The sequence below is a fragment of the Aeromonas sp. 603607 genome (assembly GCF_049171595.1).
GTDB classification, from domain to species: Bacteria; Pseudomonadota; Gammaproteobacteria; order Enterobacterales; family Aeromonadaceae; genus Aeromonas; species Aeromonas veronii.
Genome location: NZ_JAAKOV010000005.1, coordinates 1 through 24,858, shown reverse-complemented (window position 1 = coordinate 24,858; position 24,858 = coordinate 1). Strand labels below are relative to the sequence as shown.

Sequence of the window (24,858 nt, the reverse complement as noted above, 5' to 3'; positions counted from 1 at the left end):
TCAGGCATGGCTCTGCTATGGTCTGTCAGGAGGGCGGGCAGCACCTTGGCAATCAGGCTTCCCATCACTTTCCCATCCTGCTGCCCCCGTCACGGTTATCCACTCCCTCGCCATACAGGAAGGTCTGAAACATGAAACTGAAGCATGCATGGATTGCAGGTCTGTTTACCCTCTCGACCACGCTGGCTCAAGCCGCCGAGATCACCACCGAAATCGCCTCAACCCCGGGGCAGGCCAGTCTGGTTGAGGCGGTCACGGCGAGTGCCACCGTGACCGCCATCGATATGGAAACCCGCAAAGTCACTCTGAAAAACGCAGAAGGCGAAACCTTCGATATCTTTGCTGGCGAACAGGTTGCCAATCTGCCGAACATCAAGGTCGGGGACAAGGTCGCACTCAAGTATCTGCAGATGCTCGATATAGAACTACTGAAAGGCACCGCCGGCATCAGAAAACGGATAGTAGAAGTGGATGGCGAACGCGCCGGAGCAGACCAGAAACCGGGGGCCGGTGTCGGCATGAGAGTAACTATTTATGCCGATGTCATCGGGCTGGACAAACAACAGCAGACCGTCACCGTCAGGGGGGTGGATGAGACCATGACCATCAAGATCAACAACCCGGAGCAGTTTAATCTGGTCGCAGAAGGTGATCAGCTCAAGGCGGTCCAAACCAAGGCTATCGGGATCGGCATAGTCGCTACCGAGTAGTCCCGTTCAGGCCGCATCGGCACACTGGCACATCACTCGTTAACAACATGCATCTATACAAAGCGGGAGGCAATATGGCCTCCCGCTGTTCATGATCCAGCCTATTCACTCCATCCACAATGCCGGGCAAGATCTTGCCTCTTCTCAACCGATTTGCCGACCAAATCGGTACGCTGCTGCCACTCTATTTCTGACCGGTCAGGCGACCCATCGCCTCTTTCAGCATCGCCTCTTTCTGCTCGTTGAGCGGCTTGCTCTGCTCAGCCCGCTCTTCCGAGGTCAGCTTCTTGTTATCGGCGATGGTCTTGAGCTTCTCTTCGATCTCGTTGAACTTCTTGCGATCGAAACCAAGCGCCTTGTCCACCAGCTGCTGCACCACGCCCCCCTTGTCGGAGCTCATATCCAGCGCCGGTGGCAACTTGTTGTTCTTGGCCAGATGTTCGTAGGTCAGCACCTGCTGGGCCTGGCCGGTCATGCGCTGGGTGGAGAGGCTGACCATCTCCTCCCAGCCACCGCCCTGACCGCCGCTACTGGCACTGTTGAGGGTAGCGAGGGCGCGGTTGTTGGAGGCGCTCTGGGCAAGCTGCTGGCTGTAGGGTTTGATATCCATGGGGGCTCCAATTCAGTGCGCATCTGCGGCAATGGGCACAGGCTGATCCGGTCACATGGGGCGTCATGCCCCACCATTATCAATGAAACCAGCAAGTTACAGGCCAACTTGTCAGATGGTGCAAGATCCCGCGCTATGGCGTATCTCACCACGCCCCACACGCAAGGCTGGCGTCAGAATCATGACTCATCTGCTGCCAGCTCACGCTGTTTTGGCACATTTTGCCGTCCACGCGCCACGATGCCAGAGAAAAGTCAGGAACCGCAGCTCGATCACAAAATAAACAACCACTCAGGAATACAATTTTGGCGCACATCACAACCAGCCAGCCGTGTCATGGATGATCTGTTCGCAAAACCAATAACAGGCAGACCAATCTGCCGAGCTCACTCCGCTGCCAGTTCGGAGTTGCAGCCTCTCCACACCTCATCCCCTCGTCTGACTCTCACTCACCGCAACCCTTCGGGTACACCTATGAAAAAACACACCTTGAGTCTTCTCTCTGCCACCCTGCTCACCCTGCTTGGCACCAGTGCCGACGCCTGTACCGGCCTTATCGTCGGCAAGGGGGCCAGTGCCGATGGCAGCGTGATGATCGCCAGAAACGAGGATTTTGGCGTCAACAACTGGAACAAGTACCTCGCCTTCCGGCCCGCGCAGCAGAACGAGGGCAAACTCTGGAAGCTGGGCAACGGGCTGGAAGTGCCGATGCCCAAGGCATTTTTCGCCTACTCCTCCATCCACGACTGGGATGCCACAACCAGCGACCCGGCAGGCAAATATTATGAAGAGCGCGGCATCAACGAGTTCAACGTCGCCATCTCGGCCACCACCAGTGCCGAGGTCAACGACAAGGCCCAGAAAGCCGATCCGCTGATCGAGAAGGGGATCATCGAGGCCATCATCCCGACCCTGATCCTGCCGCAGGCCAAGACGGCCAAAGAGGGGGTCGAGCTGCTCGGTCGCTATGTGGAGCAATATGGCGCCGGTGAGGGCAACAGCCTCTATCTGGCGGATGTGAACGAGGCCTGGCTGATGGAGATCGGCTCCGGCCACCACTGGATCGCAGTGCGGGTGCCGGACGACAGCTACGCCATGGTGGCCAACGGCCTGCGGATCCACGGCGTCAATCTCGATAGCGCCGATGTGCTGCACTCACCCAAGCTGTTGGAGTTCGTACGCGAGCACAAACTGCTGGATAACGCCGACCCGAAAGAGTTCAACTTCGCCAAGGCGTTCGGGGTCATTGCTGACCCCTACAACGTGGATCGGGAGTGGCTCGGCCAGAAAATGCTGACTGCCAGCCACCCGCAGCCGACCCGGCAGGCGCAATATCCGCTCTTTATGAAGCCGGATGCCCCCATCGCCGTGCCGGACGTAGCCAAACTGCTGAGCGCCACCTATGAGGGCACGCCGCTGGCGGGCAAGGCGGAGCGGCCGATCCGCATCGATCGCCAGCTGGAATCCCACGTCATCCAGCTGCGCAAGGAGATGCCCAAAGAGCTGCAGGGATTGATCTGGCAGAGCTACGGCGTGCTGGCCGAATCTGTGATGGTGCCGCTCTACAACACGCTGGAATCCTACCCCCTGCCCTATCGCACCGGCAGCGACAGCTACTCCGATGACTCTGCCTACTGGCAGTTCCGCAGCCTGACCGCGCTGGCCAGCGCCGATCCGGACAAGTACCTGCCGCTGCTGCGCGGCGTCTGGAGCAAGAAGAGCAGCAAGCTTTACAAGGAGGTCGCCGTCCTCGACCAGAGCCTCAAGCAGGCCTATGCCAGCGACAAGGCTACCGCCATCGGGTTGGCTACCGACTACTCCTATGGCCAGTTGGAGCAGACCTATCAGATGGCCAAAACGCTGCGCTACAAGCTGATGACGGATCTGACCAAGCGCAGCGAGAAGAAGTATTCGCCGGAGGAGTTCAAGAAGATCATGAGCCTGTAATCGGCTCGCCAACGCAAAGAGGCTCCCGAGGGAGCCTCTTTCGTTTCAGCCAATGCAGCGATCAGCGGCGGCTGATATTGAGCGGGCCGAAGGTCTGCGCCACCGGCATGATCTCGATGCTGTTGATGTTGACGTGGGCCGGTTGCTGGCTCACCCAGAGCACGGTATTGGCGATATCTTCCGGCTGGATCGCCTCCACCCCCTGATAGACGGAGGCCGCCTTGGCATCGTCACCATGGAAGCGCACGTTGGAGAACTCGGTGCCGCCGCACAGGCCCGGCTCCACGTTGGTAACGCGGATGGCGGTGCCCGCCAGATCGGCGCGCAGGTTGAGGCTGAACTGCTTCACGAACGCCTTGGTGGCGCCGTAGACGTTGCCGCCCGGATAGGGGTAGGTGCCCGCGATGGAGCCGATGTTGATGACATGGCCGCGATTGCGCGCCACCATGCCCGGCAGCAGCAGGCGGGTGAGCAGGGTCAGGCCGCTGATGTTGGTGGCAATCATCTGCTCCCAATCTTCCAGATCCGCCTTGTGGGCCGGCTCCAGCCCCAGCGCCAGACCGGCGTTGTTGACCAGCAGATCCACCTCGCTCCACTCGGCTGGCAGGCCGGCGATGGCGGCGCGGGTGGCCGCCTTGTCCTGCACATCGAACGCCAGCGGCAGGAACTGCTCGCCCAGCTCGTCAGCCAGCGCAGCCAGCCGCTCGGCGCGGCGACCGGTGCCGATCACCTTGTAGCCCGCCTGCACCAGCTGGCGGCTGATGGACTCACCAAAACCGGACGAGGCGCCCGTTACCATTGCAATCATCTGAACCTCCATTAACTCAACCGATATTGTTATTTATGTTGTTAAAACCAATCTGATTTATTCATCGCTCAATTCACGTCCGGTCGCCTTGCGCCAGACAAATACCACCAGATGGAGCAGCAACAGGCCCGAGCCACCCAGCGCAAACAGCAGGCCGGTGAGGGCGTTGACCGAGGTGTCGGCGCCGCACCACCACCAGACCAGCCAGCCACTCAGACCAATGATGAAGGTCTGGATGGCGCAGACCGGACAGCGCCCCAGCTTGGCCCTGATGGCGGAGGCAAGACAGTTGTCGCAGCTCATCCTGCTCCTCGATTCTGCTCGTTCAACATGATCAGTTGGCCCGTGAAGACGGCTTGCGCGCCTGAGTGCGAGCCACTCTGCGCCGCTCACGCTCCTCGTCGCTAACCAGCGGCAGCACCAGTCGGTGGGCATGCTGGTCGCGGCCATAGTAGTCCGCCAGCCGCTGCTGGGGACGAAATCCCAATCCCTGATAGAGCGCCAGCGCCTCAGCGTTGGCATCAGCCACCTCCAGCCGGATCGCCCCCCAGCCAGCGGCCTTGCCCTCGTGGATCACCTGCTCCAGCAGACGGCGGGCCCAGCCCAGACGGCGCACCGTCCAGCGGATGGCCAGCGCCTGAATGACCAGCCGCTCCCAGCCTCTGTGCTCAAGCAGGCAGAGATAGCCCATCAGCTGATGTTTCTCGTCCAGCAGCAACAGGGTGCGCCCCTTGGCATGGGCCAGCAGATAGTGCCAGCGGCTGCGGCCAAAGGCGACTTCAGGGGGAAAACAGTAGCGTTCCAGATTAACGATGGCGCCCAGATCATCGGTTCGGGCCGCACGTACGGTCAACACGGGGAGTCCTTGTTCGGTTATTTATCCTCAGCACCAAAAATGCGACTTGTATCACAAGTTACCAAGGCGTCATATTAGGCACTGTAACCTCTTGTTTCCCCTCGCGCCATTGTCGTGCTTGTCGGTGCATCGAAGCCCACTGGGGATCCTGCCTGTTCAGGCAGTCTGATCTGTGGAGCCGAAAATATGAGTACCTATGTCATCGTCGAAGAGCTGGGCGACTGGCCTTGCCATGCCGATTATCTTCTGACCGCCCGCACCTATCTGCAACATGGCGTGCCGACCACCGGCGGCCGACCCCGCATCATCAACCTCTGCCGCAATCTGGAACACCTGAGCGCAGGCTACTACTGCTCGCTGCTGGCCCAGGCCCGCGGCCACCACTGCCTGCCAGGTCTGCAGGCCATCAGCCGACTGCAACCCCAGCAGCCACCGGCCAAGCTGTGGCGCAAGGCGCAGGGGTGGCTAGCCCAGCAGAGCGAGGATCGGATCCGGGTGCGCGCCATCTTCGGCCAGTGTGAACAGAGCGAGCTGGCGGGGCTGGCCCGCTACTACTATGGCCTGAGCCAGTTGCCGCTGCAGGAGCTGACCCTCAAGCGCGGTCGCCACGGCTGGTCGGTGCGCCAGCAGCAGAGCCTGTCACCGCTGGAGCTGAGCCCAAGCGAGAAAGAGTTGATGCTGCACCACGCTCAGGCACTGGTGGGGACCGGTGACGAGGAGCAGGCGGCGCCGCTCTACCAGCTCGCCATTCTGGTCGACCCCGATGATGGCCGTGCCAGCAGTGATGGGCTGGCGCTGGAGCGCTTTATCCGGGCTGCTGCCGCCCAAGGCATCCGGGCCGAGATCCTGCCACCGTCGGCCATCGAGCGGCTGCCGGAGTTCGACACCCTCTGGCTGCGTGCCGAAACCGCGGTCGGCCACTACACCTTCGAATTTGCCCACCGTGCCGAGCAGCTCAAGATGCCGGTGATCGATAGCTCCCGCGCCATCCTCGCCTGCAGCAACAAACTCTATCTCTACGAGCTGATGGTGCGCAGCGGCGTGCCCATGCCGCCCACCATGGTGGTGACCCGCCGCGGCCGCCACCATGTGGACGAGCTGGTACAGCGGCTCGGCCTGCCGCTGATGGTGAAGGTACCCGACGGGGCACAGGGGCGCGATCTCGCCATGGCCAGCGACGAGCAGCAGCTGGCCCGCCTGCTGGACGAGGGGCTGGGCCGCTCCGCCCTGCTCTTGGTGCAGAGCCGGATCCCCGCCGAGTTCGACTGGCGCATCGGCTTTCTCGACGGCTCGCCGCTGTTCGCCTGCCGCCGCTACCGGCCCGAACCGGGCAACCGCATCCGCCGCCGCAAGCACCCCCTCGACATGAGCCGCATCGAGGCGCTGCCGCTTAACGAGGTGCCGGAGCGGGTACTGCAGACCGCTCGCCGTGCAGTGCATCAGCTCGGCAATGGCCTCTACGGGCTCGATTTGCGCCAGCAAGGGCGTGACTGCGTGCTGCTGGAGATCGTCGACAACCCCTGGATCCGCGGTGATATCGAAGACAAGGAGGCGCAGGATCTCTACGAGAGACTGGCCCGCGCCTTCCGCCAGCGGCTGGAAAACCGGGGCCAGAGCACCGCATAACCCGCCATGACTTTGTCGCCCACAATGACAGAGAGGGCCCCGCGATGGGGCCCTCTCTCATATCAAAGCGTGCTGTGGCTGACTTATTGCAGACGCAGGAAACGCCCGCTCAAGGGCGGTATCTCCACCGTCACGCTGCTGCCGCCGATGGCCAGACTCTCGCCGCTTTGCAGATCCACCAGCGCACTGCCGCTGCGCAGCTTGCCCGCCGGCAGGTTGTAGCTGAGCGCCGTGGTGGAGAGGTTGAGCAGGTAGACTATCTGCTCCCCAGCCGTCTGCTTGATGTCACCATAGAGGCTGCCATCGGCCACCAGTTTGACTCGCTCTCCCTGATAGAGGGCGGGGTGGGCGGCGCGCATCGCCAGCAGCTGGGCCAGCCACTCTTTCAACTCGGCCTGTTCGCTACTTGGCACAAAGCCGGTGACAGCGGGCACTTTGCCGTCGCTGCGGGCCACATGATCGTCGCACAAGCCCTGCGCCGCACAGTCACCACCAACCTTGGCGGCAAAGCCCGGCACCTCGTCGCCAAACTCCTCGCCATAGTAGAAGGTGATGGGGCCGGAGCGAGCCGCCATAAAGCTGAAGGCCGCCTTGTGGCGCTGCCAGTACTCGGTCGACTTGAAGTTGCCGCGCTCCAGCAGATCGCCAAAACGCACCAGATCATGGTTGCCCAGCATCAGGTTCGGCATGGCATGATTCGGGTAGTTCTCCACCTTGTTCCAGCTGGCATCGAGCACGCTGGCCCCCTGCCCGCCCTTGCCGGACTCCTCCACCGCCAGCGCCTGCACGATGCCGTAGCGCAACGGGAAGTCAAAGGCCGAGGAGAGCGCCGGATTGTCGCTGCTGCCGTAAGCCTGGGCGCGAATATCGTCAGCCCCCTTCCACACCTCACCCACCATGTAGCCAAGGGTGCCCCACTGCTGACCGGCGGCCTTGCGCGCTGCGCTGGCCTGCTCCACCTCGCTGCGAATGGCGCGCCAATCATCCAGCCCAAGCTGATAGGCCTGATCGAGGCGCCAGCCGTCGATGCCGTACTGCTCGACCCAGTAGCGGGCCACCTCCTTGAAGTAGGCGAGGCTCTCCGGCTTGCTGTAATCCACCAGCTGGCCGGGATAACCCGCACCGCCGCTGGTTAGGGCTGGCAGACGCCCCTCTGGCGAGGGCTTGCTCACCCCCACCTTGTTGACGTGGCCAAACACCCCGTCGAGGAAGACATAGAGGCCGCGCTGGTGCGCCCCGTCCACCAGCTGCTTGAGCTTGGCATTGCTGCCGAAGTTGGGGTCCACGGTGAAAAAGTCGCAGGCGAAGTAGCCGGTGGCATCGAGCTTGTTATCACCGCCCTGACCAGCGCAGGAGTCGAACACCGGGGTGAGCCAGATGGCGTTGACGTTGAGGCTCTTGATGTGGTCGAGACTGTCGATGATCCCCTGCAGATCGCCGTTGTGCTGGGAGGGGCCATAGCCGACGCCGTAGTTGGCGCTGCCGTCACCATCGGCAAACGACTCCACCATCACCTGATAGATGCGCAGGTTGCAGGCGGGTTGATCGTCGCCATAGCAGGCACGACTGGCCGTCGCGACCGGAGGGTGGGTGACCGGCGGATTGACGACGGGGGGAGAGCTCTCCCCGCCTGAACTACCGCTGCCGCCGCAAGCCGCAAGTAACAGGGCGGCCCCGAGCAGGCCGCCATAGCGTAACGTTCCCTGTTTCATTGTTATGTTCCCGCTGTGAGAGCAGGCGTCTGATACGCCTGTTTTCCACCATGATAGCGAGGCTCACACAGCGGTGTCTGTGACTGAAAACGTTATCTGACTCAACTGGTTAGAGCACACCCGCCGAGGCAAACCGGTAGTTGAGCGAGAGCCAGTAGGAACGGCCCGGCTCGGGGATGCGGCCGCTCTGCTCGTAGCCCAGCCCGGCCTGACTGCTGTGCACCGACTTGGAGAGGTGCTCGTAGTAGAAGGTGTCGAACAGGTTGTCCACCCCGGCCGAGAGCTGCCACCCTTTGGCAAACTGCCAGGCGCCGCTCAGGTTCATGGTGAAGAAGCCTGGGGTCTCCCCCTGATCCTGACCCGCAACGGTACCGGACCAGAGATCTACCCGATCCTGCGCCGCCACCGCGCGCCCCAGCAGAGTGAAGTTCAGCGCCTCATTTGGCTGCCAGCCCAGCGCCAGCTTGCCATCAAGCGGCGGCATCTGGGCCAGCGGTTTGATGTCGCTCTGGTTTTCGCCATAGACCACCGCCAAACCACCATCGAGACGCCACTGCTCGGCAAACTGCCAGCGCCCCTCCAGCTCGCCACCCCGGGTCTGGGCATCGATATTGCGCACCTTGTTCGACTTGCTGTTGTAGAGCAGGTAGTCCTTGATGTCGGCGCTAAAGAGGGAGAGGGTCAGGTCCAGCTCGCGACTGCGCAGGGCCAACCCAGCATCCCACTGGCGACTGCGCTCCGGGTTGAAGGTGAACGGGGTACTGTCCTTGCTGCGCTCCCAGTAGTCCGGCGCCCGCTCCGCCTGCCCCCAGGCCAGATAGCTGGACCAGCGGGGCGACCACTGGTACTCGTAGCGGCCAAATCCGCTGTTCAGACTCAGGGTATCGCTGTAGAGGGTCTGTTCACCGGAGCCATAGCGGGTGGTCTCTACCCTATCCTGGCGGTAACCGCCCTTGTAGCTGTGAGCCCCCTGCTGACGACCCAGTTCGGCGAAGCCGCCCTGCTGCTCGAAACGCAGGGTGCGCTGGCGATCCTTAGTGGCATAGTCGACCCCACTCCGACTGCGGTGCTGATCCCGGTTGCTGTCGAGCCCGGCGGTCAGCAGCCAGTCTGCTGGCAAGGCGATGTCGTTGGCCCAGCGACCGCCGGTGTTGCGGCGATCCGGGTTGGAGAGCATCTTCATGCCGCTGTTTTGCCGCAGGCTGAAGTTGTCCATGATGTGGTCTATGTAGTTGTCCCACAGGGTCAGCTCGCTGCGCTGCCAGTGAGTGGTGATCTGCTCCTGCTTCAGCTTCAGCCCGAAGGATTCGCGATCAAACATGGGGCCATCCATGGTGCGATCCGCATAGGCGGCGCGGGCGTTGCTGCGCTCGGCGGTGAGTTCCAGCCAGGTGTGCTCCCCCGGCGTCCAGCCCAGCTGGGCGGTGCCGTTCTCGCGGCGATAGAAAGATCGCACCTTGTTACCGTGACCATCGCGGTAATCTTCGCTGTCGGAGTGGGTGAACTGACCGCGCAGATAACCGTCGGTCGAGCCCGCCGTCATATCCATCATCTGATCATCGCGGCCAAAACTGCCATAAAGGGCCGAGGCATCGGCCTTGAGGCCCGGTGCGGTGAACTCGGGCCTGTCCCGCTCGAACAGCACTGTTCCCGCCAGGGTGGCACCCTGCTCAAGGGATTGCGGCCCCTTCAGCACCCGGATCCGGTCAAAGGATTGGGGGAACACATAGGCCGTGGGCGGGTCCATCCGGCCGCCACACCCACCGGCCAGCATGCCGCCATCCATCTGCACGTTGAGGCGGGACATCCCCATCCCCCGCAGCACGGGATCGCCACCGAGCCCCCCTTTGCGCACCATGCTCATGCCGGTGACATTCTTCAGATAACCGGCGCCGTCGGCTGCAGGCATGGGGGAGCCGGGCTTCTTGGGATCCAGTGTCACCTCCAGGGTGCTGGCGGGGCGGGTTGCCACCACCACCATGGGATCCAGCTGTTGCACCGGTTCCTGACCGGCAGCGCCGTGACAGGCGAGCCCGCCCACCAGCAGGGCAAGAGGTGTGCGCATATGACAAGCCATACATTTTCCTTATGTATTTGTTTGTTTTGTTATTTTCATTCAACCGACCAAACCTTTCAGCAAGGGAAAGGTTTGCCATCTGGCCGCAAAAAAGGCCTGCGGCGCGAAAGCGGCAAGCCTCTGTCAGATGAAGCGAAGGCAAGTTGGCAAAATGTTGCGCAGGTTTTACCCAAGTTGGCTCAGAAAGGCAAACGGGCAAACATTCCAGTAACAGGAATCTGGCGTTGGCTCACAAAAAATGGGGATTAGCTGAAGGCCTCCCGCTCATCGATGGGAGAGATGAGGTGATAGACCTCATGAGCGGATAGCGTGCAGCCAACAGGCCACTCCAGCTGGTGGTGACGGTTGATGAAGACCCGGGCGCAGTGACGCTCGCTCTCCAGCTTTGCAAACAGCGGCTGGGTTCGCCAGGGGGTCAGATCCAGCACACCCGTGGTGCCATCCGATAACACCAGAAACAGGCGCCATCCCCGCACATACTCGACATCGATAAAGACCGGCATCCCTTCGGCTCCGATTGAGATAATTCGCGGCAATTATAAACACCAGCGCTCCATCCATACACGCTGCGGCTCACATTTTACCCAGCAGATTATGCTGTGCTCATTAGTGGCGCGACATCACATTTTTAGATGATAAATGTGTTAATGCCGACTTTTAACAAACTTGAATGCAACCTTAACCAATTCGATCTGTCATAACCTCACAACAACTAAAAAAACGTCTGTGGACAGACGTTTAGAGTCTCATTCAGGAACAAACATGACAAATCTAAAACAGCGACTCGGCCCGTTCTGGCCCTTCGCCGTCTTCTGCGCGCTCGCGCTTTTCTCTCTCTCTTTCAGCCGAATCGCCCTCGGTATATGGCAACTGGAACGTGTGGATGCCGTGGCCGGTTGGCAGGAGATGCTGCTGCAAGGGATCCGGGTCGACTTTGCGACCCTCTGCTGGGTCTGGGGTGTCCCCGCCATGCTCACTCTGCTGCTGGCAGGCCCCCATGCCATCGGCCGAGGCTGGCTGCAACTGATGCGCGTCTGGCTGACCGTCGGACTCTGGCTGATGCTGTTCCTCGAGATCTCCACCCCCTCGTTTGTCACCGAGTATGGCGTGCGTCCCAACCGTCTCTATGTGGAGTACCTCATCTATCCGAAAGAGGTGTTCGCCATGCTGTGGGCAGGCCGCAAAGCCGAGCTGCTGCTGGCGGTACTCTTCAGTGGCGCCGTGCTGACCGGTGGCTGGTGGCTGAGCGGCCGTCTGGTGCATGGCCTCAGCTTCCCCCGCTGGTATCTGCGTCCGGCCTTCGCCCTGCTCATTCTGGCCATAGGTTTTCTCGGTGCCCGCTCCAGTCTCGGCCACCGCGCCCTGAACCCGGCTATGGTCGCCTTTGCCGAGGATCCGCTGGTCAACTCGCTCACCGTCAACTCCGCCTACTCCCTCTTCTTTGCCATCAAGCAAATGGGCGCCGAGGAGGATGCCGGCCAGTTTTACGGCGAGATGACGGAGCAGAAGGTGCTCGAGGTCATGCGCAAGGAGAGTGGCCGTCCGGCCAGTGATTTCAACTCCGAACTACTGCCCAGCCAGACCTTCAATGAGGCGAGCTTCCAGGGTAAACCGAAGAATCTGGTGATCCTGCTGCAGGAGAGTCTGGGTGCCCAGTTTGTCGGTTCCCTCGGCGGTCTGCCGCTCACCCCCAACATCGATGCCCTATCGCAGCAGGGCTGGGCCTTCGAGCAGCTCTACGCCACCGGCACCCGCTCGGTGCGCGGTATCGAGGCGGTACTGACCGGTTTCACACCGACCCCGGCACAGGCGGTGGTCAAACTCGGCAAGAGCCAGACCAACTTCTTCACCATCGCGGATCTGCTCAAACAACGGGGTTACGACACCAGCTTTATTTATGGCGGCGAGAGTCACTTCGACAACATGCGCAGCTTCTTCCTCGGCAATGGCTTCACCACCATCGTCGAGCAGAAGGATTTCGACAATCCGGTGTTCAAGGGGTCATGGGGGGCTTCCGACGAGGATCTGATGGCCAAGGCCGACGAGACCTTCAAGGCGTTGCACAAGGAGGGTAAACCCTTCTTCAGTCTGGTGTTCAGCTCCAGCAATCACGATCCGTTCGAATTCCCGGACAACCGCATCGAACTGTTCGAGCAGCCCAAGCAGACCCGCAACAACGCGGCCAAGTATGCGGATTACGCCATCGGCGAGTTCTTCAAGAGGGCGAAACAGTCCGAATACTGGAAGGACACCCTGTTCCTGGTCATCGCCGATCACGACAGCCGGGTCAGTGGCGCCAGTTTGGTACCCATCCCCCGCTTCCATATTCCGGGGGTTATCGTGGGCGACAGCATTGCGCCGAGGAAGGATCCGCGCATCGTCAGCCAGATCGACATGGCGCCGACCCTGCTCTCCCTGATGGGGATCAGTGCCGACTACCCCATGCTCGGCAAGGATCTGAGCCGCATGCCCGCCGACTGGCCGGGGCGCGCCATCATGCAGTACGACAAGAACTTCGCCCTGATGCGCGGCAAGGATGTGGTGATCCTGCAACCGGAACGGGCGGCAGAGGGCTATGTCTACGACAATGCCAGCGAGAAGCTGACTCTGGCGGCGCAGCCGGACGCCTTGAAGGAGGATGCTCTCGGTCTTGCCCTGTGGGGCAGCATGGCCTATCAGAAGAGCCTCTATCAGACGGCCAAGGATGAACGCACCGCCGCCAATTGAGCCGCTCGTGCTGCTTCAACCCATAGCAGAATAGAAAAAACCGCCAGCTGGCGGTTTTTTCCATCTATCCATACCGTCGGCCCACAGGCCGTTATGGCTGGGGAAAGCAGGGCAGGGAGCGGCTGAACTTGTGCTCGAATACCAGCGAGGTTTCGAGGTGCACCACCTCTTCGCGGGAGGTGAAGTGATCGAAGACGAAGTTGCGCAGGTGCTCGGTATCGGAGACACAGAGGTGCACCAGAAAATCATCCTTGCCCCCCATGTGGAACAGGCTGATCACTTCGGGCAGCGCCAGAATGGCATCGCGGAAAGCATCGATGATCTGGCGGCTGTGGCGGGCCAGCTGCAGGGAGACCATTGCCTGAATGTGACCCCCGAGGGCCTGATAATCCACTTCACAGTGCGCTCCCTTGAGCACGCCATCCTGCTGCAACTTGCGCACCCGCTCCAGACAGGTGGAGGGGGCAACGCCCACCAGCGCGGCCAGATCCTTGTTGGTCATGCCCGCATCCCGAAACAGATGGGCCAGGATATCCAAATCCAGTTGATCCAGGTTTCTCATCTTAACTCCTTGAACCGCTCAATTTTTTAGACTCTGCCCGTAAACCGGGGCAAACACAACGGCCATTGACATCCCCCCTGCCCCGCCTATCCTTGGCGCCATTCACCGGCCGCAGCCCTGTGGCCACCACGCGAGGATCCGCCATGCACCCGTATCACCCTTTCTGGAGCCTTGAGGTTCCCCGTGTCGATGGTCAGCTGCTGCTGACCCCCTGCCCCGGCACCCAGCAGGTGCCGCTGACCCTGGCGCTCGATCAACTGCGGCTGGCCGGTGCCCACGGGGTGGTGACCCTGATGACGAGCGCCGAGTTGACCCGACTCGAACTGGCGCAGCTCGGCCAGCAGGTCGAGCACGAAGGAATGCGCTGGCTCCACCTGCCCATCGAGGATGATCTGGCCCCCGATGCAGCCTTCGAGGCCGCCTGGCAACAGGCGCTGCCGCAGCTGCGCGAGCTGCTGGGGGATGGCAAACATCTGGTCATCCACTGCAAAGGGGGCAGCGGTCGTACCGGTCTGGTCGCCGCCGCGCTGCTGATGACCCTCGGCCAGCCACAGCAAGAAGCGATGGCCGCTATCAAGGCCCACAGACCCAAGGCGTTTACCCTGGCCTGCCACCGCCAATGGCTCGACCAGCTGGCCCAGCGGCTGGAGCTGGGCGACTGACTACTTGCCCCCTTGGTCATAGGTGAAGACCTTGCCGATATCCTCCACCCGATAGCTGGTGAGCTGATAGACGTAGTAGTTGAGCCAGTTGGCAAACAGCAGATGACCATGGCTGCGCCAGCTGGCGCGCGGGGTCTTGCCCGGATCGTTATTCGGGTAGTAGTTGACCGGAATAGCCGGGTCAAGGCCCGCCGCCAGATCCCGTTGGTACTCCCCATCGAGAGTCAGGGCGTCGTACTCCGGATGCCCGGTGACAAACACCTGACGACAATCCTTGGTCGCCGCCAGATAAACCCCCGCCTCTTCTGACTCGGCAAAAATCTGCAGATCGGTGTGGGCGCGGATCAAATCGCCATCAAACGCCGCATAGCGGGAGTGGGGCGCGACAAACTCGTCATCGAAACCACGCAGCAGCGGTTCGTGCTCATCGAGGCGATGATGATGATACACACCGGAGAGCTTCTCGCCACGGGTCTGCTTCTCCATGCCGTAGAGTGCCTTGAGCGCCGCCTGCACCGCCCAGCAGAGGAACAGGGTGGAGGTAACATGCTGATGGGACCACTCGATGATCTCGACGATACGCGGCCAATAGACCACCTCCTCGAACTCCACCAGCCCGAGCGGCGCGCCGGTAATGATCATGCCGTCGTAGTTGTTGCCACGCACCTGCTCGAAGTCGTGATAGAAGTTCTCGAGATGGGCCTGCGGCGTGTTCTTTGACTCCCTGTCATCAATGCGCAGCAGATCCACATCCACCTGCAGCGGCGAGTTGGAGAGCATCCGCATCAGCTGGATCTCGGTCTCAATCTTCTTGGGCATCAAATTGAGGATCAGTACCCGCAGCGGGCGGATGTTCTGGGTGACGGCCCGGGATTCCGTCATCACGAAGATGTTCTCCTGCCCCAACACTTCGGCTGCGGGCAACTGATCCGGGATCTTGATCGGCATGCTTACTCCCTGTACTGCATCGGTAAATATGTCTGGACATCCAGAAGCCTATAATAAAGCTCCCACCCTGTCATCAGATACCTTTTGTATTCACTCTCGCCTTTGACTAGCATACGGCTCAGTATCTCCCCTGCATCCAAGATAATGACCGGTATCAAGATTTCCGTAGATCGACTGCAAGTCGGCAACTATGTCTCCCTGCCACTGGGGTGGCGCGAACACCCGTTCCTGTTTTCCAGCTTCAAGATCAAGAATGAAGAGGAGATCGAGCTGATCCGCCGACTCGGTCTGAAACTGGTCACCATCATTCCCGACAAGAGCGACGTTCCGCCCAAGCCCCTCAATCAGGTACAGCCTCAACCACAAGAGAGCGCAGACGCCGCCCAGCGCCAGGCTCAGATGCAGCAGGAGAAGGACCGCCGCATCGAGCAGTTGCAGCAGTATCGTCGCAACCTGCAGCAGTGCGAGAAACAGTTTCAGCAGTCGCTGGCCCAGGTGCGCAGCGTGATGAGCAAGCTCCAGTCCCGCCCCCTCAATGCCATCGGCGAGGCGCAGGAGCTGGTCAACGCCATGACCGAGCAACTGCTCTCGGTGGACGAGATGGTGCTCCATCTGGTCTCCGACAGCGAGGATGGCAACAACCTCTACTTCCACTCCCTCAACGTCAGCGTACTCAGCATGCTGCTGGCCAAGGAGTGCAACATGTCTGCCGACCAGATCCGCCATATCGGTATGGGGGCGCTGTTCCACGATATCGGCAAACTGAAGATCCCGAGCCAGATCCTGCGCAAGACCGAGCCGCTCACTAGACCGGAGCAAAACCTGATGGCCCAGCACCCGCGCTACGGGCTGGATCTGCTCAATCTGGCCAAGGATTTCCCGTCGGAAGCGAAGGGGATAGTGCTGCACCACCACGAATATCTCGATGGCAGCGGGCCGGAAGGGCTCAAGGGCGGCCAGCTCGATCAGCTCACCCAGATGGTGTCGCTGATCAACGAGTACGATAACCTCTGCCACATGCAGGCCAAGGTGCCCTACTCGGCCCTGAGCGGCCTCTACAAGCAGCGCAAGGCGCAGTTCAATCCGGAGTACCTCAGCATGCTGATCCGGTTGATGGGGATCTACCCCCCCGGCAGCGTGGTGCAACTCTCCAACGGTCAGGTTGGGCTGGTGATGTCGGTCAACGCTTCCCGCCTGCTCTACCCCTCGGTGCTGGTGTACGATCCGCGCATTCCCCGTCAGGAAGCCGCCATCATCGACCTGCAGCAAGCCGAACTGTCGATCGCCAAGGTGATCCACCCCAAACGGCTGCCGCCCGCCGTGTTCGAGTACCTCAATCCGCGTACCCGGATCAGCTACTACTTCGAGCACAACAAAGCCTGATTGTGTTGGCCCGAGGCCAACCATTGCCACCCGTTTAATCCAAGGAGCCTGCCATGCGTATCGAGATCATCAGTACCGGAGACGAAATAGTGACAGGTCTGGTGGTGGATACCAACGCGGCCTGGCTCAGCGCTCTGCTGCTGGAACAGGGGTGGCAGGTGCGCCGTCGCCTGACGGTGGGTGACAACCTCGCCGACCTGAAAACGGTGCTGCAAGAGAGTGCCAGCCGCGCCGAGGTGGTGCTGGTGTGTGGCGGACTCGGGCCCACTGCCGACGACCTGACCGCTCAGGCTGCCGCCGAGGCCTTTGACCAGCCACTCACCCTCTTCCCCGACTGGCTCGCTACCATCGAAGCGCGCTACGCCAGCCGTGGCCGCCCCATGGCACAAAGCAATGCCAAACAGGCCTGGTTGCCACAGGGGTGCGAGATCCTCGACAACCCGGTCGGCACCGCCTGCGGCTTTGTGGTGCGAAGTGGCCAGAGCCAGCTCTTCTTCACCCCGGGCGTGCCGTTCGAGTTTAAGCAGATGGTGCGCGAGCAAATTCTGCCGCGCCTCAAACAGCTGGCCGGGGCACAGATCGATACCGAGCTGCGTCGCTTTTACACCTTCGGCGTCTCGGAGTCGGCCCTCAGCGATATGCTGGATGGCGCCCCCTGGCCGATGGGTATCGAGCTGGGTTACCGATCCTCCATGCCCCTTATCGAGCTGAAACTGATCGGCCACGGCGCCAGTGCCGCTGATATGGAGAGTGCCGAGCGCCGACTGCTGGATACGGTCCGCCCCTGGCTGGCTAGCTGCGGAGATACGGAACCGGCGCAGCAGATCCTCGCGCTGCTGCAAGGCAGGCCGCTGTCTCTGCTGGAGGGAGAGAGTGGCGGCGCCCTGCTGGCGCTTTGTCACGGCCATTCCCGGCTGGAGGCCAACTTCAGTACACAACTGGCCGATGAGCTGGCGCAGCTACCGACGACCGATGCGGGCCTGCAACTGACCATAGGGCGAGAGGGGCCAGAGGGAGTGCCACTGCTGCTCAGCGCCGATGGCATGCACATCGGTCAGACAGTCAAGGTCAGCCACCCCGACCCGGAGAGCCGCCGCAAGATCCTCGCCTTTGCCGCCCTCGACATGCTGCGCCGCCACCTGTTGGACGAGCCGGTACTCGGCAAGTACCTCACGCTGGACAGAACGACACAACGCGGCGGTTAACCACAATCCCTCACCCGGCCCGTGCAGGCCATGCCGCTGGCTGATATATCCGGTCACTCTCCGGCATCCCTCTTGGCGTCATCACCGAACAGAACGCCATTTATACGACCACGATTTATCCGTCTCTTGTCACCGATCCGACCTCAATTCATTGACCATTCAGAAGAAATATCTGAATACTGCCCACTCTCAGGGTTGGCGACTCGCTTTATTCATCACAGAGAGATTAAATGACAGTAGAGGGGAAAACCGAGCGCCCCTCTCCCCACCAGGCAAGGAGATGCGGTGTTAAGCAAAGAGTGGCTGCTGCTATCAAGCGATATGGAACTGGTCTGCCTGCGGATTGCCGCCGGTCTCACCAAACCTGTCACGGAACAGGATGTGCAGGCTCTGCTGCTCGCTTCCAACTGTCGCCGCTATCAGCCGCTGCCCGAGGGGATCAAACAGGCCATCAGCCTGCTCAATACCCTGCTCACCAACCCTGCCGCCCCCGTCCCCGCCAACCCCATCCCCATCGGCAAGCGTCAGGATGCCCGACTCGCCGTAATAGTGGAGAAGGATCGCATGAGCGCCATCGCCCAGATCACTGCCGACTGGGGGGGCAAGTATGTGACGCTGGAACAGCTGAAAGAGGCGATCGCCATCAGCGAAATCAAACAGGGGGTGAGTGAGCAACTGCTCACCGCCGCCATCCAGTCCGCCAGGGAGGCATCCCCCGGCACCCTGCTCAAGCTGGTCATCGCTCGTGGTCAACCTGCACAAAATGGTGAGGACACCCGTTACGAGCGGCTGGTGGAGACTCCGGCCGAACGGATCCTCAAACCACAGGAACTGGATCATGGCAAGGTCGACCTGCGGGATCTCGGCTCCATCGTCACCGTCAAAGCCGGGGCGCCTTTGATGCGACGTCATCCGGCCACCCAGGGAGTGCCCGGCTTTACCGTGACAGGCCAGGAGCTGCCCGCCAAGAATGGCAAGGACAGCCCGATGAGCGCTGGCGAGGGCACCTTTATCTCCCCCGACGATCCCGATCTGTTGATCGCCGGTCGGGCAGGCCTGCCCTGTCAGGAGAAAGCGGGCATGAAGGTGGATGAGGTGCTCACCGTCAAACAGGTAGATGTTCGTCACGGCCACATTACCTTTGAAGGGGGGTTGATCGTCAATGGCGACGTCAATCCGGGCATGAAGGTGCGGGTCAGCGGCGATATCGTCATCGGTGGATTTATTGAAGGGGGCGTGATCGAGGCCGGCGGCAGCATCACGGTTCGCCACGGCATCATTGGCCGCCGCAACGAGCAAGGGGAGTACCTCTGTCAGCTCAATGCGCAGGGGGAGATCCACGCCAGCTACGCCCAGTATGCGCAACTTGAAGCTGGGGGCGACATCCAGATCCAGAGTCAGCTCAGCCACTGTTATAGCCGCAGCGGGCAGGATATCAAGGTGGGTGACAGCAGCATGCGCAAAGGCACCCTGCTGGGTGGCACCAGCATAGCCAACCGTCTCATCATGGCCCCCAGCCTGGGGGCCGAGGCCGCCAACCATACCCGGTTGCAGATCCTCGGTGGCTATTTCACCCACAAGGAGCAGGAGATCCAGCTGAAGGTTCGTCAGCAGGAGTGCCAGGCTCAACTCGACAAGATCAAGGCGCTGGTGATGAGGCTGCTGCAACTGCCCAGCGATAAACGCAATCCGGATACCCTGCGCAAACTCAAACCAATCCGGGATCACCAGTTGGCAGAGCTGACCCTCATCCACGAACAGATCACGATAAACCATGAAGAGATGCAGAGCTTGATGGCACAAATGGAGGTGATCGCCACCCAGCATCTGTTTTCCGGCATCGAGGTCGAGATGGCCTGCTTCAAACGCAAAGTCACCATCACCCGAGGCCCTACCCGCCTGACTATTCACGACGAGCAGCTGGAGATGACCCCTTACGAGGGGCACAGCTAGGTGAACCATCCGCATCGACCGTGATCCCGCCGTCGATTTTCGCTACACTCGCCACTTCCTTGGCCCCACCGGGCGGGCCAGCCAGACTCAGGTAGTGAGAGATGTACAAGCTGATCGCATTGGATATGGATGGCACCCTGCTCAACCCGCAGGGCCAGATTACTCCCCGCACCCACGCCACCATCACGGCCGCCAGTGCCAAAGGAGTCACCGTAGTGCTGGCCTCCGGCCGGCCGCTGGAAGGGATGAGCCGCTATCAGGAAGAGCTCGGCCTCACCACAGAGCATGACTATGTCATCTGCTACAACGGCGCCCTGGTGCAACAGGTTGCCGATCAGCGCATCATCCGCAGCCAGCTGCTGACCGGCAGTGACGCCAGCGCCATAGCCAAACTGGCTGATGAGCTGGAAGTGAACGTTCACGGTTTCTCGGTAACCCAAGGCCTCATCAGTCCCCGTGTCAGCACCTACACCGAGCACGAATCTCGCCTGATCGGCATGCCGATCAATCTGATCGACTTCGCCACCCTGCCTGCCGACGAGCAGATCATGAAGGTGATGATGATCGACGAGCCGCCCCAGCTCTCCCGGGCCATCGAGCGACTGCCTGCAGAGCTCTATGAGCGCTATACCGTGGTACAGAGTGCCCCCTTCTTCCTCGAGTTCATGAACAAGCAGAGCAACAAGGGAACCGGCGTGGCCGCACTGGCCGAGCACCTTGGCCTGACCGCCGATCAGGTGATCTGCGTCGGGGATGCGGGCAACGATCGCCACATGATCGAATACGCAGGCCTCGGGGTTGCGATGGGCAATGCCACCGACGAGATCAAGGCTCTCGCCCAGCACACCACTGCCCGCAACGATGAAGATGGTGTGGCTCAGGTGATCGAGCAGTTCGTACTGAATGCCTGATCGCAATCGAGCGCAGCGGCGCCCGATAAGGAAATAAAAACGGGGAGGCTGTCAGCCTCCCCGTTTTTTCTGGTCAGTTATCTGCGTGATGAGCGGTAATTCGTGCGCATCACTGGTTCGCCAGACACTGGGTATGGGAGCCCGGTTGCAGGTAGGGCATCAACAGGGGAGCCATCCCCTTGAGCACCTGTACCGGCAGCGCCGAGGTGAAACGGAACTTGTCAGACTGGCTACCCGGTACATAGGCGGTCAGGGTACCGAAGTGATCCTCACCCAGATAGAAAACGAAGGTCGCGGTGCGGTTGCGCGCCAGCGAGCTGGTCACGTTGCCATAACGGCCCACTGTTTCAATCCGGTTATCCCCAGTCCCGGTCTTGCCCCCCATCTGCAGCACAGTGCCATCCGGCAGGGTAAAGGCTCCGGCGATACGTCTTGCCGTGCCCCCTTCAACGACCTTGGAGAGCGCACTGCGCAGGGCGGCCGCCACCTCTGCTGGCATCACCCGGGTACCCTCGGTGTGCTGCGGCTCAAACTCGGTCTCGAAGGGCGTCCCCTTGGCGAACGAGAGGTGCTCGATACGCAGGGTTGGCGAGCGGACACCGCCATTCTGGATAATCCCCATCAGCTCGGCCAGTGCAGCCGGACGGTCACCGGAGCTACCCAACGCGGTCGCCAGCGAAGGCACCAGATGGTCGAACGGATAACCGAGCTTGGCCCAGCGCTGATGGATATCGAGGAAGGCTTCCACCTCCAGCATGGTGCGGATCCGGCTGTCACGGGCACTGCGATGACGGGTCTTGAACAGCCAGCTGTAGACCTCTTGCCGCTCGTCACGACTGGCTGCCACCGCATCGGCAAAGGTGGCCTTGTCGAACTCCTTGAGATAGGCCAGCAACCACAGCTCCAGCGGGTGAACCCGGGCGATGTAGCCCTGATCCGGTAGTGAATACTTGCCCGGTCCATAGCTGACGTAGAGCTGATTAATCCGCTTGGCACTCAGCTTTTCTCGCGGCAACCGCTCCGCCAGGAAGGCAGCAAATGCGGTTTCGCTGGCTTCCGGCATCAGGTAGCGGTGAACCGCCGCCAGACGTACCTCACTCGGCTTGAGACCGTCGAGGAAGGTATCGAGTTGCTCCTCGGGAGTCTTGCCGCGATATTTGCGCCAGAAGCGCAGCAGATAGGTCTGGCCCTCTTTGTCGGCAAATTTGGCCAGATACTCCTGACGGCGGGGATCCTTGTCATCCTTGAGCAACTGGGCACGGTTGCCCTCCTTGTAGAGGCTGTAGCGCACGATATCGCGCATCAGCCGTACAAAGGGCAAGTTAATTGACTCACGCAAAGAGTCACGCAACGTCGGAATACGATTGTTATCCTCGCGGCGGAAGTTGTTGAAGGTGTGCATGCCGCCACCGGTAAAGAACCCTTCGTTGGGGCTGGCGGAGTATTTGCGATCCAGCGCCGCTTCCAGCATCACAGGCAGGCTCTTGTCCTGAGCCGTCATCAGATAGGAGATGGCCCAGCGGCTGAGGTTGTCCTGAGAGACGGCAGCCAGCTTGCGCAGATTCTCGACCGGCATCCCGGCATAGTTGTCGTGCAGCTCGGCCACGATCTCCAGATAGGTGGTCAGCACCCGCAACTTGGCGGTTGAGCCCAACTCCAGCTTTGAACCTTCGTTGATATCGAACGGCTGATCGGTGTTGTCGGTCTGCACCCGCACCTTGAACCCTTCCGGCGACTTCTCGAACAGGGTGAAGCTGTAGCGCACATCGCCGGTCTTCTCCGGCGAGAGCAGGCGCTCACCAAACAGCCCTACCTGAGCGGCAAACGTCGGGTCGGCCAGCTGTTGCAGATAACGGGAGATTTCGTTCTGCAGCGGCATGTTGAGGCTGGTATCGGCGGTCAGATCCATCCGGTCGAGGTCATAGAGCTGTACTCCGAGCTGACGGCTCAGGCGAGTACGGGCAACCTGCAACCCCTTGTTGTTGTTCACCCGGGTGATAGCCGGGGACTGCAGGAAGTCACGAAACGTAATCTTGGCCTTGAGCGCCGCCTCCATCAGAGGTGGCGTGATCATTCCCTCCTGCACAAACAGGCGCAGGTAGCTGTCGGTCAGGGTAGCCAATGCCTCTCGCCCTTGAGCCAGATAGTAAGAGGGACGGCGGTGCGCAATCATCAGCGAGACGACCTGACGCAGGGCAAGCCCCTGTTCGGCCAGCGGTGTGTTCTGGTTGCGGGCGGGGTCCAGAAGACGGTTCACGTCATCGACATTGGCACCAAACCAGACCCAGAGACCATCTCCCAGACCATGCACTTCACCATATCCCGGCGCAGCCGAGAGCGGTACCGAGTTGAGGTAGGCCCAGGCGACCAGTTTGCGCGCTTCGAGGGTTTCCGGCCCGAGACGATAAGCCCGCACGCTGGCAGAGGCCATCTGACGGATCTTCTCGGTCGGCGACAGGGTCAGGCCATCCGGCGAGTGGCGATACTTCTCCACCTGGGTCGCCAGGGTACTGCCACCGGCAGATTGATCCTGCATATCGAGCGCCTTGCCCACTTGAGAGAGCGCGGCCTTGGCAAAACGGGGCCAGTCGACCGCCGGGTTGGCCAACGGCTCTTCGTTGCTCAGCAAGTCGCGGTTCTCGATAAACAGCAGCGACTGGATGACAAGAGGCGGAATGGAGTCAAAATCAGGATAGTGATGGGTCGGATACTTGAATTGATAGAAAGGTTCTGCGCGGCAATCGTGCAGCGTCAGGCCAGCCTGCACCTTCTCGGTATAGGGCACGAAGAAGCCACGACTGGCGTAGTCATAGAGCGCGTCGGAGAAATGCACCTGCTTGCTGACTTCATAGCCCCGCTGAAGCAAACGCTCCTGCATCATCGGCAGTTGCACATAGCCGAGCCGCTTGTCGAACGGGCCATCCTCAGGGAAAGCGATCTGCTTGCTCTGGCCTGGCTCGACCTGATAGGTGAGCTTGGCGGCATAGCGGGAGATCTCCTGAGATTGCAGCTTCGAGGTTTTCATCTCATAGCCAACCAGAGCGATCACCGCCCCCAGGCACAATAAAAAGAGAAAACAGAACAGCCAACGCCACCAGGGACGACGCTTGCGCTTTGGGTTCCCGTCCGAGGTCTGGACAGATGAATCTTGAGATGCCACTTGTGTCAAATCCGTCTGTTCTGATGCGCCCATATCAGCCCCACCATGGTTGCGCAATTTATTGTGTTTCACTCAAGCTTAGTCTTTTCAAGTCAATGGCTTGAAACTATTGACCGCTTTGTAGTGATGGTAACAGGGCAATTCTAAAAAGGGGAGCCGATTGTTGCAGGAGTGGCAGAGATCAGAGCTGATAACAAAACACCGGCCAGTGGCCGGTGTCTTTTAAGCAAAAGCTGAACGCTTACTTGTGAGAGCTCATGCCCTTCAGTTTGGTGCTCAGCTCTTTACGCTCTTTGGAAAGCTCGGCGTTCTTGATGATGTGGTCATCCACGCGCTCTTCATAGTCGGCACGCATGTTGGCGATGATTGCCTGCACATCATCAATGCTCATGCCCGGCTTGATGTAGTCGCTCAGGTTGTCGAGCAGCAGCACGCGCTTCTGGTTGTCACGGATCTTTTTCTCGTTATCCGCAATTTCACGCTTGAGTTTGTTCTGGCGACGGGACATACGCACATATTCCAGTACATCGCTGAAGGTGGACTTGTTTACTTGTTCCATATCGATACCACTGACTTAAGGTTGATAAAAACTGGCCAAGTTACACCTGGAACCCGGCAAACTCGGCGCGGGACAGGCAAACTCAAGATGCCCTTACTCTACCGAGTTATAAGCGAGATACAACCCTAATCGCGCGCCATGAACAGAGTTTGGCCAAAAGTAAACCAGTTAAAATAGCCAGTAATCCATCAGATAAGGGCTTGATATAGATAGAAAATGGAGGAAATGACAGGATTTTTAGTTCTCTTCCTGCAGATAAATGCTAATACTGGCTGTTTAACACGCTAAAAACACCAACGCGCGGTCGTGAGACTGGGCTTTGTGTTGGTTCTGGTGTGCAACCATCGGGGTTAGTGGGTAAAAACCGCCCATAGCAAAAAGGCCTTCCCAGATGGGAAGGCCTTTCAAATTAGTGGCGGAGCGGACGGGACTCGAACCCGCG

Annotated in this window: 21 protein-coding genes; 10 read left to right on the top strand and 11 right to left on the bottom strand. The window is 60.5% G+C overall.

The annotated features are described in order from the left end of the window. Nucleotides 1–131: 131 nt before the first annotated feature. Complete coding sequence (locus tag G5315_RS06660; protein WP_421206062.1) at nt 132–710, top strand: hypothetical protein; 579 nt, start codon at nt 132–134, stop codon at nt 708–710. A 184-nt stretch (nt 711–894) separates the two neighbouring features. Here the strand turns inward: G5315_RS06660 and G5315_RS06655 are convergent, their stop codons facing one another. Continuing rightward, entirely contained in the window at nt 895–1,320 is a 426-nt protein-coding gene (locus G5315_RS06655; RefSeq protein WP_421332777.1) for a hypothetical protein, read from the bottom strand. Nucleotides 1,321–1,794: 474 nt separating this feature from the next. Here G5315_RS06655 and G5315_RS06650 point away from each other — a divergent pair, with 474 nt between their 5' ends. After that, nucleotides 1,795–3,267 carry a C69 family dipeptidase gene (locus G5315_RS06650; protein ID WP_421332776.1) on the top strand — a complete coding sequence of 491 codons (1,473 nt, stop codon included), beginning with the start codon at nt 1,795–1,797 and terminating at the stop codon, nt 3,265–3,267. Nucleotides 3,268–3,328: 61 nt separating this feature from the next. On the opposite strand, the gene G5315_RS06645 is transcribed toward G5315_RS06650, so the two are convergent. The 3 genes from G5315_RS06645 to G5315_RS06635 are packed head-to-tail and all read right to left on the bottom strand — an operon-like array spanning nt 3,329 to nt 4,931. Then, nucleotides 3,329–4,075 carry an SDR family oxidoreductase gene (locus G5315_RS06645; protein ID WP_156853662.1) on the bottom strand — a complete coding sequence of 249 codons (747 nt, stop codon included), beginning with the start codon at nt 4,073–4,075 and terminating at the stop codon, nt 3,329–3,331. Between the two features lie 57 nt (nt 4,076–4,132). After that, nucleotides 4,133–4,378 (bottom strand): DUF3624 family protein, encoded by a 246-nt coding sequence (locus G5315_RS06640; protein WP_421332775.1) that lies wholly within the window; start codon nt 4,376–4,378, stop codon nt 4,133–4,135. A 31-nt stretch (nt 4,379–4,409) separates the two neighbouring features. Then, the gene (locus tag G5315_RS06635) at nt 4,410–4,931 is read right to left on the bottom strand and encodes a GNAT family N-acetyltransferase (protein WP_421332774.1); all 522 of its coding nucleotides are present in this window, start codon (nt 4,929–4,931) and stop codon (nt 4,410–4,412) included. A 186-nt stretch (nt 4,932–5,117) separates the two neighbouring features. Between G5315_RS06635 and G5315_RS06630 the strand changes: the two genes are divergently transcribed. Continuing rightward, on the top strand, nt 5,118–6,557 hold the full coding sequence (locus G5315_RS06630) for a RimK family alpha-L-glutamate ligase (protein WP_005335988.1): 1,440 nt from the start codon (nt 5,118–5,120) through the stop codon (nt 6,555–6,557). 83 nt (nt 6,558–6,640) lie between these two features. Here the strand turns inward: G5315_RS06630 and G5315_RS06625 are convergent, their stop codons facing one another. Both G5315_RS06625 and G5315_RS06620 read right to left on the bottom strand, forming a co-directional pair. Further along, entirely contained in the window at nt 6,641–8,269 is a 1,629-nt protein-coding gene (locus G5315_RS06625; protein ID WP_421332773.1) for an alpha-amylase family glycosyl hydrolase, read from the bottom strand. 109 nt (nt 8,270–8,378) lie between these two features. Continuing rightward, a complete protein-coding gene (locus G5315_RS06620) occupies nt 8,379–10,346 on the bottom strand; it encodes a TonB-dependent copper receptor (protein ID WP_421332772.1) in 1,968 nt (655 codons plus the stop codon). Between G5315_RS06620 and G5315_RS06615 the strand changes: the two genes are divergently transcribed. Further along, nucleotides 10,335–10,595 carry a hypothetical protein gene (locus G5315_RS06615; protein ID WP_421294726.1) on the top strand — a complete coding sequence of 87 codons (261 nt, stop codon included), beginning with the start codon at nt 10,335–10,337 and terminating at the stop codon, nt 10,593–10,595. The two genes, G5315_RS06620 and G5315_RS06615, sit on opposite strands and share 12 nt — an antisense overlap. On the opposite strand, the gene G5315_RS06610 is transcribed toward G5315_RS06615, so the two are convergent. Further along, nucleotides 10,592–10,849 carry a DUF2442 domain-containing protein gene (locus tag G5315_RS06610; protein ID WP_005335997.1) on the bottom strand — a complete coding sequence of 86 codons (258 nt, stop codon included), beginning with the start codon at nt 10,847–10,849 and terminating at the stop codon, nt 10,592–10,594. The genes G5315_RS06615 and G5315_RS06610 overlap by 4 nt on opposite strands. A gap of 259 nt (nt 10,850–11,108) precedes the next feature. Between G5315_RS06610 and G5315_RS06605 the strand changes: the two genes are divergently transcribed. Continuing rightward, entirely contained in the window at nt 11,109–13,073 is a 1,965-nt protein-coding gene (locus G5315_RS06605; protein ID WP_421332771.1) for an LTA synthase family protein, read from the top strand. 91 nt (nt 13,074–13,164) lie between these two features. Here the strand turns inward: G5315_RS06605 and G5315_RS06600 are convergent, their stop codons facing one another. Beyond that, a complete protein-coding gene (locus tag G5315_RS06600; RefSeq protein WP_005336001.1) occupies nt 13,165–13,635 on the bottom strand; it encodes an Lrp/AsnC family transcriptional regulator in 471 nt (156 codons plus the stop codon). A gap of 143 nt (nt 13,636–13,778) precedes the next feature. Here G5315_RS06600 and G5315_RS06595 point away from each other — a divergent pair, with 143 nt between their 5' ends. Beyond that, nucleotides 13,779–14,297 (top strand): cyclin-dependent kinase inhibitor 3 family protein, encoded by a 519-nt coding sequence (locus G5315_RS06595; protein WP_216980033.1) that lies wholly within the window; start codon nt 13,779–13,781, stop codon nt 14,295–14,297. Here the strand turns inward: G5315_RS06595 and metA are convergent, their stop codons facing one another. After that, a complete protein-coding gene (gene metA, locus G5315_RS06590; RefSeq protein ID WP_227341866.1) occupies nt 14,298–15,245 on the bottom strand; it encodes a homoserine O-acetyltransferase MetA in 948 nt (315 codons plus the stop codon). A gap of 144 nt (nt 15,246–15,389) precedes the next feature. Here metA and G5315_RS06585 point away from each other — a divergent pair, with 144 nt between their 5' ends. The 4 genes from G5315_RS06585 (at nt 15,390) to yidA (ending at nt 20,697) form a co-directional block, all read left to right on the top strand. Next, nucleotides 15,390–16,628 (top strand): HD-GYP domain-containing protein, encoded by a 1,239-nt coding sequence (locus tag G5315_RS06585; RefSeq protein ID WP_201937853.1) that lies wholly within the window; start codon nt 15,390–15,392, stop codon nt 16,626–16,628. Nucleotides 16,629–16,681: 53 nt separating this feature from the next. Continuing rightward, nucleotides 16,682–17,833 carry a competence/damage-inducible protein A gene (locus tag G5315_RS06580; protein ID WP_421332770.1) on the top strand — a complete coding sequence of 384 codons (1,152 nt, stop codon included), beginning with the start codon at nt 16,682–16,684 and terminating at the stop codon, nt 17,831–17,833. 285 nt (nt 17,834–18,118) lie between these two features. Continuing rightward, on the top strand, nt 18,119–19,786 hold the full coding sequence (locus tag G5315_RS06575; protein WP_421263139.1) for a DUF342 domain-containing protein: 1,668 nt from the start codon (nt 18,119–18,121) through the stop codon (nt 19,784–19,786). A 101-nt stretch (nt 19,787–19,887) separates the two neighbouring features. Beyond that, nucleotides 19,888–20,697: a sugar-phosphatase gene (yidA, locus tag G5315_RS06570; protein WP_421332769.1), complete on the top strand. Its 810-nt coding sequence runs from the start codon at nt 19,888–19,890 to the stop codon at nt 20,695–20,697. 109 nt (nt 20,698–20,806) lie between these two features. On the opposite strand, the gene G5315_RS06565 is transcribed toward yidA, so the two are convergent. Together G5315_RS06565 and tmaR are read right to left on the bottom strand one after the other, a co-directional pair. Beyond that, nucleotides 20,807–23,890 carry a transglycosylase domain-containing protein gene (locus tag G5315_RS06565; protein ID WP_421332768.1) on the bottom strand — a complete coding sequence of 1,028 codons (3,084 nt, stop codon included), beginning with the start codon at nt 23,888–23,890 and terminating at the stop codon, nt 20,807–20,809. 208 nt (nt 23,891–24,098) lie between these two features. Continuing rightward, nucleotides 24,099–24,416 (bottom strand): PTS system regulator TmaR, encoded by a 318-nt coding sequence (gene tmaR, locus G5315_RS06560; RefSeq protein WP_005336024.1) that lies wholly within the window; start codon nt 24,414–24,416, stop codon nt 24,099–24,101. Nucleotides 24,417–24,858 lie beyond the last annotated feature (442 nt).